The sequence below is a fragment of the Mycetocola sp. 2940 genome (genome assembly GCF_040548835.1).
Classification (GTDB): Bacteria; Actinomycetota; Actinomycetes; order Actinomycetales; family Microbacteriaceae; genus Mycetocola_A.
Genome location: NZ_JBEPSK010000017.1, coordinates 48,191 through 57,254 on the forward strand (window position 1 = coordinate 48,191; position 9,064 = coordinate 57,254).

General features: G+C 65.8%; 11 protein-coding genes. 4 read left to right on the top strand and 7 right to left on the bottom strand.

What is annotated here, in order from left to right; all coding sequences use genetic code 11:
* Positions 1-14: 14 nt before the first annotated feature.
* Complete coding sequence (locus tag ABIE24_RS15945) at positions 15-671, bottom strand: DUF8185 domain-containing protein (protein WP_354501418.1); 657 nt, start codon at positions 669-671, stop codon at positions 15-17.
* Between the two features lie 63 nt (positions 672-734).
* Here ABIE24_RS15945 and ABIE24_RS15950 point away from each other — a divergent pair, with 63 nt between their 5' ends.
* Positions 735-1,625, top strand: coding sequence for an acyl-CoA thioesterase (locus tag ABIE24_RS15950; RefSeq protein ID WP_354501420.1), 891 nt, complete (start codon positions 735-737; stop codon positions 1,623-1,625).
* Here ABIE24_RS15950 and ABIE24_RS15955 read toward each other — a convergent pair.
* The 4 genes from ABIE24_RS15955 to ABIE24_RS15970 form a co-directional block, all read right to left on the bottom strand.
* Positions 1,622-2,095 carry an acyl-CoA thioesterase gene (locus ABIE24_RS15955; protein ID WP_354501422.1) on the bottom strand — a complete coding sequence of 158 codons (474 nt, stop codon included), beginning with the start codon at positions 2,093-2,095 and terminating at the stop codon, positions 1,622-1,624. The two genes, ABIE24_RS15950 and ABIE24_RS15955, sit on opposite strands and share 4 nt — an antisense overlap.
* Complete coding sequence (gene ettA, locus ABIE24_RS15960; RefSeq protein WP_354501423.1) at positions 2,095-3,777, bottom strand: energy-dependent translational throttle protein EttA; 1,683 nt, start codon at positions 3,775-3,777, stop codon at positions 2,095-2,097. The genes ABIE24_RS15955 and ettA overlap by 1 nt, the downstream gene beginning before the upstream one ends.
* 4 nt (positions 3,778-3,781) lie before the next feature.
* Positions 3,782-4,261: a DUF6993 domain-containing protein gene (locus ABIE24_RS15965; RefSeq protein WP_354501425.1), complete on the bottom strand. Its 480-nt coding sequence runs from the start codon at positions 4,259-4,261 to the stop codon at positions 3,782-3,784.
* Positions 4,262-4,335: 74 nt separating this feature from the next.
* Positions 4,336-4,881 (bottom strand): single-stranded DNA-binding protein, encoded by a 546-nt coding sequence (locus tag ABIE24_RS15970; protein WP_354501427.1) that lies wholly within the window; start codon positions 4,879-4,881, stop codon positions 4,336-4,338.
* 236 nt (positions 4,882-5,117) lie between these two features.
* Here ABIE24_RS15970 and ABIE24_RS15975 point away from each other — a divergent pair, with 236 nt between their 5' ends.
* From ABIE24_RS15975 to ABIE24_RS15985, 3 genes are all read left to right on the top strand, one after another.
* The gene (locus ABIE24_RS15975) at positions 5,118-6,125 is read left to right on the top strand and encodes an aldo/keto reductase (protein WP_354501429.1); all 1,008 of its coding nucleotides are present in this window, start codon (positions 5,118-5,120) and stop codon (positions 6,123-6,125) included.
* A 115-nt stretch (positions 6,126-6,240) separates the two neighbouring features.
* Positions 6,241-6,525: a hypothetical protein gene (locus tag ABIE24_RS15980; protein ID WP_354501431.1), complete on the top strand. Its 285-nt coding sequence runs from the start codon at positions 6,241-6,243 to the stop codon at positions 6,523-6,525.
* Positions 6,526-6,612: 87 nt separating this feature from the next.
* Positions 6,613-7,323 (top strand): hypothetical protein, encoded by a 711-nt coding sequence (locus ABIE24_RS15985; protein ID WP_354501433.1) that lies wholly within the window; start codon positions 6,613-6,615, stop codon positions 7,321-7,323.
* Positions 7,324-7,394: 71 nt separating this feature from the next.
* Here ABIE24_RS15985 and nadE read toward each other — a convergent pair whose 3' ends face one another.
* Positions 7,395-8,219: an NAD(+) synthase gene (gene nadE, locus ABIE24_RS15990; RefSeq protein ID WP_354501435.1), complete on the bottom strand. Its 825-nt coding sequence runs from the start codon at positions 8,217-8,219 to the stop codon at positions 7,395-7,397.
* 54 nt (positions 8,220-8,273) lie between these two features.
* On the bottom strand, positions 8,274-8,783 hold the full coding sequence (locus ABIE24_RS15995; protein WP_354501437.1) for a DUF427 domain-containing protein: 510 nt from the start codon (positions 8,781-8,783) through the stop codon (positions 8,274-8,276).
* Between the last annotated feature and the right edge of the window lie 281 nt (positions 8,784-9,064).

Below are 9,064 nucleotides of genomic sequence, written 5' to 3' on the forward strand. Positions count from 1 at the left end.
AACCCGGCCAGACGTCAGCCGGCTCGGCCAGTCCGGACGAGAACGTGCCCGCGGGTCGGGCTGGCACGCAGCCACGCGCCTGACCGGAACAGCGGGATTTCCTCCTCACCGACGAGGAAGCCGAGGCTCCCGGCGGCGAAGGCGATGCCCGACGGCACCGGCCCGTGTCCCTCCAGCGGACGCGACCAGACCTCGGATCGAACACGCTGCACCCGCAGGTCACCGGTGTTCTCCGGGATCGCCCGGGCAATCTCGCCGGCACCGTCGCGCGCCGCGAGCTCCAGGGCGACGGAACTGACCGAGCCGATCCGTTCCCAGCCGCCTCGAGGCGGGGCGATCCCGGACCAGCTGGTCCTCACGTCACTGTCGGGCAGCGACACTGCCGTAACGGTGTCGCTCGGATCGATCGCCGCCAGCCGATCGGAGACCGCAGCCGGCGGAACGACGCGATCGAACACGGCCCCGGATGCCTCGGCGAATGTCCGCAGGCCCAGGATCGTCGGGCTCGCATCGAGGAGCCCCCGTGGGTACAGCACAGCCGCGTACGCGGCGAGCACTCCCCCGCTGGCGATCAGCCGCACGGCGGTGTCGTCGACGACCCGCACCCTGGCCAGATAGGTCCGAAGGTCAGCGGCGGTGGGGGCGTCCTGAAGCAAGAATGTGTTCGTCATCTGCTGTCTAAACTACCTAACAGGGCCGTGCCGCCCGACCGCCCCGCCACCGATCGGAGAACCATGACCGACCCTCTCGATTCCCTGCTGCGCGCGCTCGACCTGTCCGACACCGGCGCACGGACGAGCGAAGACATCTTCACAGGCGAATCGCAGTGGATGCCCGGGGGTCGCGTCTACGGGGGCCAGGTACTCGCCCAGTCGGTGATGGCGGCGTCGAGGACGACCGAGGAGCATCGCGTCGTCCATTCGATGCACGGCTATTTTCTGCGCCCAGGCGACGTCAACCAGCCGATCACCTTCAGTGTGGACCGCATCCACGACGGACGCTCGTTTTCGACACGGAGGACGCAGGCCTATCAGAACGGCCTGCCGATCCTGTCGATGATCGCGTCGTTCCAGGACGTCGACGAAGGGCTCGATCACCAGGCACCGATGCCGGAGGGGATTCCGGAGCCGGACGGCCTGCCCTCGACAGCGGACCTTCTCTCGCACATCGACCACCCCGTGGCGCAATCCTGGGTGGCCGACCGCGCATTCGACATCCGCCACGTGTCGTCACCGATCTACCTGACGGTCGAGGGTGAGCGCACCCCGACGAACGCGGTCTGGATGAAGTGCATCGGGAGGCTCCCCGACGACGAGAGCCTGCACCGCGCCGCACTGGCCTACGCGAGCGATTACACCTTGCTCGAGTCGATCTTCCGCGCCCACGGGGTGCCGTGGATGACCCGTGACCTGAAGGCCGCCAGCCTCGATCATGCGATGTGGTGGCACCGTTCCGTGCGGGTCGACCAGTGGCTCCTCTATGTGCAGGAGTCACCGAGTGCATCAGGCGGCCGAGGGCTCGCGCAGGGGCGCTTTTACTCCCGCGACGGCCAGCTCGTCGCCAGCGTCGCCCAGGAGGGCATGGTCCGGGTTCCGTCGGCGCTGTCGGCCGGCGCAATCGCCTAGCGTCGTTTGGTGAACGAGACGGGCTCCTCGAGATACGGCGTCCAGGCGGTCCGTTCCTCGTCGCTGATCCGGCGCGGGCGTTCCGTTGCGGCGTCCAACAGCACGATCGTGCTCGAAGCACGGGCATACAGTGGCTGGTCGGCTCCGGCAGGACCGTACACCTCATAGTCGACCTCGAGGCTCGCTCCACCGAGGTTCGAGATCCACACCTGCACGTCGAGCGGCTGGCGCTGGTACGGAATGGGCAGGACGTACTCGACCTCATGCCGAGCGATCAGCGTGATGGTGTCCGACCCTGCCTCCGCTTCGATCAGCGCCATGCCCGAATCGATGTCGCCGCCTTCGCTCTCGTCGCGCCAGAAGACACGCACACGCGCCTCCTCGAGGAGGCGCATGAGTTCGACGTTGTTGACGTGGTTGTAGGCGTCGAGGTCGCCCCATCGAAGGTGGATCGGGACGTGAACCCGCATCAGTCTCGCGTGAGCTTGCGGTACGCGGAGCGGTGAGGCTTCGCAGCATCCGGTCCGAGGCGTTCGATCTTGTTCTCCTCGTACGACTCGAAGTTGCCCTCGAACCAGTACCAGTTGCCCGGGTCATCCTCGGTTCCCTCGTAAGAGAGGATGTGTGTCGCGATGCGGTCGAGGAACCACCGGTCGTGGGTGATGACCACGGCGCAGCCCGGGAACTCGAGGAGTGCGTTCTCAAGGCTACCGAGCGTCTCGACGTCGAGGTCGTTGGTCGGTTCGTCGAGGAGCAGGAGGTTTCCACCCTGTTTGAGCGTCAATGCGAGGTTGAGGCGGTTCCGTTCTCCACCGGAGAGAATGCCAGCCTTCTTCTGCTGGTCAGGTCCCTTGAACCCGAACTGGGAGACGTATGCCCGCGACGGGATCTCGGTTTTGCCGACCTGGATGTAGTCCTGGCCGTCCGAGACGACCTCCCACAGGTTCTTGTTGGGGTCGATGCCGCCCCGGCTCTGGTCGACATACGAGATGTCGACGGTGTCGCCGATCTTCAGCTCACCTTCGTCGAGCGGTTCGAGGCCGACGATGGTCTTGAACAGCGTCGTCTTGCCGACACCGTTGGGCCCGATCACGCCGACGATGCCGTTTCGCGGCAGCGTGAAGCTGAGGTCGTTGATGAGGATCCGCTCGCCGAAGCCCTTCTGGACCTTCTTCGCGTCGATGACCTGGGCGCCGAGGCGCGGGCCGACGGGGATGACGATTTCTTCGAAGTCGAGTTTGCGCGTGCGCTCCGCCTCGGTGACCATCTCTTCGTAGCGGGCGAGACGTGCCTTCGACTTTGCCTGGCGACCCTTGGCATTGGAGCGGACCCAGTCGAGCTCCTCGGCGAGGCGCTTGGACAGTTTCTGGTCCTTTTTGCCCTGGATCTGGAGGCGTTCCTGCTTCTTCTCGAGGTAGGTCGAGTAGTTGCCTTCGTATGGGTACAGGTGGCCGCGGTCGACTTCGGCGATCCACTCCGCCACGTGGTCGAGGAAGTACCGGTCGTGGGTCACGGCGAGCACGGCGCCCGGGTATTTGGCGAGGTGCTGCTCGAGCCAGAGCACGCTCTCGGCGTCGAGGTGGTTGGTGGGCTCGTCGAGAAGCAGCAGGTCGGGCTTCTGCAGAAGCAGCTTGCACAGCGCGACGCGGCGCTTCTCACCGCCGGAGAGGTTCGCGACGGGCAAATCGCCCGGCGGGGTGCGAAGGGCGTCCATGGCCTGTTCGAGCTGCGAGTCGAGGTCCCAGGCGTCGGCGTGGTCGATCTCTTCCTGCAGCGTGCCCATCTCAGCGAGCAGCGCATCGAAGTCGGCATCGGGCTCGGCCATTGCGGCGGAGATTTCGTTGAATCGGTCGACCTTGGCCTTGATCGGACCGACTCCCTCCTCGACGTTCTCGAGGACTGTCTTGTTCTCGTCGAGCACGGGTTCCTGCATCAGGATGCCGACGGTGAAGCCCGGGGTCAGCTTGGCTTCGCCGTTGCTGGGGGTGTCGAGGCCGGCCATGATTTTCAGGATGGTGGACTTGCCGGCACCGTTGGGGCCAACGACACCGATCTTGGCACCGGGGAAGAACGACATTGTGACGTCGTCGAGGATGAGCTTGTCTCCGACCGCTTTGCGGGCGCGCACCATGGAGTAAATGTATTCAGCCATATTGCTACCAGTCTATCGGCCGCGTGCTGCCGATAAGGCACGTGCCGGTGCCGAGCACGGGAGCGAGCGTCGAGTGATAGCCGCCGACCGCCGGGCCGTTCTGTCCGATCAGGCAGTCGTCGCCCCAGCGGACCGAGAACTGAATGGAATCGGCGGCATTACCGATCGTCGTCTGATCCGCCGTGACCTGCATCGCCGCCCTGTCGAAACCTGCCGTAACGAGGCCGTCGATGAAAGCGCGTCCGTCTGCATCGGCATCTGTCGCGAGCGTGGACCTGTTGACGCTGTCGAAGAGCGCCAACGCGTCCTCGGCGGAAGCGCTCGGGTCGAACGTCGGCGCGGGGACCGCCGAGGGCGAGCTCGACCCGGAGGGTTCCGGCCTGTCCGTGCTCGTCGGGCCAGGGGTCGCGCATCCGGCGAGCAGCAGACTTATCGACACAGCGACGGGAAAGGCGCGCAGGGACGTGCCGATGGTGCTGCGCATGCTGGGGTCCTCTGCCTGGTTACGGCGCCGGGAAAGCGCCCTCTTCATCGTAGGCCGCCGAGCGACCCCGCAAATCAGAACGGCGTGTCGACAGGGTCGGCCGACGCGCTCACCAGGTCGTCGACCTGTCGCCCGGGAGTGGCGACGTCCCACGCTTCCGGCCCGGACAGCGGTGCGTCCACGTCGCCAGCCCGCTGCGCGGCATCCGTTGATCGCGCTGTTTCGTCGGTGATGCTCGGCTCGGGTGGCGCCGATGCGTCCCTCTGTGTCGTCCGCTCGTACCGCGCCGTGCCCCAGACCAGGTCGTGTCCGAGACTGTCGGCTTCGACGTCGACCGCGAGGCCGCTCTTCTCACCGGACTCCCACCGCCGCACTTTGAGCCGCCCGGTGACAAGCACCCGATCGCCCTTGTGAACGGATGCTGCGGCGTTGACCGCGAGCGCGCGGAACGCGGTCACGGTGTACCAGTTCGTGTCACCCGCGACCCATTGTGAGCTCCTGCGGTCGAAATAGCGCTGGTTTGACGCCAGCCGGAAACTCGTGAAGGGGACCTTATCTGGCTGGTTGACCACGAATGGCACAGTGGCGACCAGCCCGGTCACGGTAATGATGTCGGTCATCGGATGCTCCGTCCTCGTGATCCCACGCAACGGGACCTCCGCCGTGGGCATGGTCCCGGGGCCGGCCCTCGTGCCGGACTGCCAACCCCGGAACCACACAACGAGTGTCGTCGGGTGGGCCGCACGGGCACGCGGGCGCCGGAGATCCGTGGACGAGCCAACCGGCGGCATCCGCTGTGGAGGAGGCCTGTTCCCGCCGCAAGCCGGAGCGATGCCCCACTCACTAGCATTGCTCCATGAGCTACGTTGCCGCCGAGACCCGATACGACACGATGCAGTACGCAAGGACGGGAAGGAGCGGACTGCTTCTGCCCCGGGTGAGCCTCGGCTTCTGGCACAACTTCGGCGATTCCCGCGGTTGGGAAACCCAGCGGGCGATCGTTCGCCGGGCGTTCGACCTTGGCGTCACGCACTTCGACCTGGCCAACAACTACGGCCCGCCCCCCGGCTCTGCCGAGAGGAATTTCGGCCGGATCCTTGCCGAGGATCTGGCCCGGCACCGCGATGAGATCGTCGTGTCGACCAAAGCGGGCTACGACATGGCGCCGGGACCGTACGGCGAGTGGGGCTCCCGCAAGACCCTCCTGTCCTCGCTCGACCAGAGCCTCGGGCGACTCGGCCTCGATTACGTCGACATCTTCTACTCGCACCGCCCCGACCCTGAAACACCGATCGAAGAGACGATGGGAGCTCTCGCGACTGCGGTCACCTCCGGGCGCGCGTTGTACGCGGGCATCTCCAACTACTCTCCCGAACAGACCAGGCAGGCAGCGGCCGCGCTGGCCGAGCACCGGATCCCCCTGCTCATCCACCAGCCCAGTTATTCCATGTTCAACCGCCACGTCGAGGATGGGCTGCTCGACGTCCTCGACGAGGTCGGGGCCGGCTCCATCGTGTTCTCCCCGCTTGCCCAGGGCATGCTCACCGATCGCTATCTCGACGGCACCGTCCCGGGCGATTCCCGAGCCGCGACGAGCCATTTCCTCTCTCCCGAGAAATTGAGCGAAACCTACCTTGAACGCGCCCGGGCGCTGAACGGTATAGCGCAGGACCGTGGCCAGACACTCGCCCAACTCGCCCTGACCTGGGTGCTCCGTCATCGCCAGGTCACCTCCGCGCTCATCGGCGCGAGTTCCGTCGACCAACTGGAGCAGAACGTCAAGGCCCTCGAGGCGCCCCCGCTCACGGAGGCGGAACTCTCGGCAATCGAACCGTTCGCCGTCGACGGTACTGGCTTGCGGTAGCCACCGGACCTCCTTCCTGCGGCGGTGGCTAACGGTCTCCGGGCGGATGTCGGTGGTGGTGTTTAGTCTCGGAATATCAGATCAATCCGGGGCCGGCCGCAGGCAAGGAGGAACCATGACAACCAGAAACCTCTCCGTTGCAGAGCGCTACGGCACGGCCGCGAATGCATCGCCCGACCTGGCCCGGCACCGAACCGGACTGAATCTGGTCCGCGTGAAAGACGACCTCTGGCGGGCGACCGTCGCCGACGGCCGGATCCTCGGCCACATCGAGCGGCGGAACGCCGCCGACGGCACGATTTTCATAGCCAAGCGCCTGGCGCCCAGTTCAGCACGATTCCACACGCTTGGCGAGTTCTGGCGCATCGACGACGCCATGGACTGCCTGCACGCGCTGTGACTTCGCGAGAACGGTCGATGCGGCCAACAATCCGCGACACGGCCCTCATTCCGCAGGTCTCAGCAGGTTCGGCGGTATCTTCGGCACATGGAATGGTGGAATGAATTCGTAGCCTGGCTGACCGCAGCCGACACCCGACCGGTCCTTTTCATGGCCGCCGTCGTCGCTGTCGCAATCCTCGTCTCGGCGTTGATCGCCGCGGCCGTCACAAAGGCCGCCGTGCGCCGGCTGGTCGACCAGCGTGACCGGGACCTCAAGGCATCCGCTCTCGCGGCACTCGTCGACGCGTCGACCGAGGCCGCCGCGTGGAACTCGCTGACCCCTTCGGAACAGGCGATCGCCGACCGTGCGGCCGGGCAGGCTGACATTCAGCTCCGACTGCTCCCGGTCAAGGGCGCGCCGGTTGCTGCCAACTGGGCTGCCCACCAGCTGGCGGAGATGAAGCGCGATTCGGCCACCTTCGGTTTCGAACTCAGCGCCGTTCGGTCGGAGTTCCGTGACCGCCTGCTCGAGTGGCAGGCGCGCCCGTCACGCACACGTCGTCTTTTCGAAAGCGACCTGGAGCGGTGGAAGTTCGAGAACACCACAGCCGAAAAGACGCTTGTCGCCGAGCAGGACGCCTGGGCTGCCCGCGAGCAGCGCGAAAACCTCACCCCCACGGTTGTCGACGAGTCGCCGGTGACCCCGGCCGCGTTCTCTCGCCCCGACACCACCACGCAGAAACTTATCGATGACGTCGCCGCCATGGACGTCAAGCGTTCAGCCGCCGACTCTGAGGCTGACAGGAAACTGGCTTAACCGGTTCCCGGACGACAGAGGCAGTGCCGCGATTGCGGCACTGCCTCTGTCGTTGGCGTGTGGTCGATCGGTCAGGAACGCCACCAGGTGTCGAACGGCGTCACGGGTGTCGCGCGCTTGTGCCGCGTTGCAAGGAACCGGGCTTCGATCGCGTCCGCGATTTCATCAGGGACTGACTTGCCTTCGAGGTAGTCGTCGATGTCTTCGTACTCCAGGCCCAGGTCTGCTTCGTCGGTCTGGCCGGGCTTGCGGTCGAGGAGGTCCGCTGTCGGTGGCTTCTGGTGCAGTCGGTCAGGGGCGTCCAGGTGGATGAGAATCTGTTTGCCCTGACGTTTCGACAGGCCGCTCAGGGGCAACAGGTCGGCACCGCCGTCGCCGAACTTCGTGAAGAAACCGGTGACCGCTTCGGCTGCATGGTCGGTGCCGACGACGAGGCATCCTTCCTCCCCCGCGATCGCGTATTGCGCGATCATCCGGGTACGGGCCTTCACATTGCCCTTGTGGAAATCGGTGAGCTGCTTGCCGGCTTCGTCGGCATACTCATCTTCAATGGCGTCCACGGCGGTGTTCACGTTGAACGTGATGACGTGCTCCGGCCGAATGAAGTCCAGCGCGAGTTGTGCGTCGACCTCGTCGTGTTGCACGGCGTACGGCAAGCGCACGGCGATGAACTTCGCCGGGGTACCCTCCGCCACCATCTTCTCCACTGCAAGCTGGCACAGTCGACCGGCGAGGCTTGAGTCCTGACCCCCGCTGATGCCGAGGACGAGGCCCCTGGCCGAGGTCGCGTGCAGGTAGTCGACCAGAAAACCGACTCTCCTCTCGACTTCGGTCGCGGGGTCGATGGTGGGCTGGACGTCCAGCTCTGCAATGATCTGTGCCTGTAGCGCTCGCATCCTGTTAACGTACCGTTGCCGGGTTACGGCAATGTATCGGCGACGGGTGATTCGCTACCAGCCCATCGTTCCCGGCGCGCCCTTGAACGGGCCGACGATGCGCGACGTCACCCACCCGCCGTAGAAGTCGCCCTCCTGTGGCTGGACGACCTCGGCTCCGACCTCGCATGAGTCCATCAGACCGGGATAGACGGCGACCATGCCGAGGAGCTGTTCGAAGCCGCGGTGAGGGGCGCGATAGTGCCACGCGGCACGCCGGGCGATCGTGTCGCCAGCGACCACGTCGAAGTAGCTCGCTTTGCCTTTGAACTCGCACCAGGTCGATCCGCCTACGGGTGCCAGCGTCCCACTCATGAACGCTGATTCCGGCACGTAGTAAACCGGCGGATGACTTGTTTCCAGCACCCGAACCGCCGCGCTGGTCTCAGCGACCACCTGGCCGCCGAGGCGAATGACGACGCGATCCGGGCTCGCCTCGACCCTCGGAGGCCTGGGATAGTCCCAGACCGATTCCTGGCCGGGGCCAGCCGGCAGCGGGACGGGTCGTCGCGACGATGGGCTCATCGCATCATCGTGCCGCTGCCGTCTGGGTACTTGCCGGGATCGGATGCCGCCACTTCGCGCTCTGCGCCCCAAGCACCTTCGCGTCACCGGAACCTCCCGCGCACACAACGGCTGGCACTTCCGATGACCCAAAAGCACCTATACCGGCGCGAAACGGGGCCTTCGCGTCACTGGAACCCGCGTCTTCAAGAGTGCCCCCGGCAGGATTCGAACCTGCGACCAAGAGATGAGAAGCACCGCGAGATTGCTGACAGAGTGCCCCCGGCAGGATTCGAACCTGC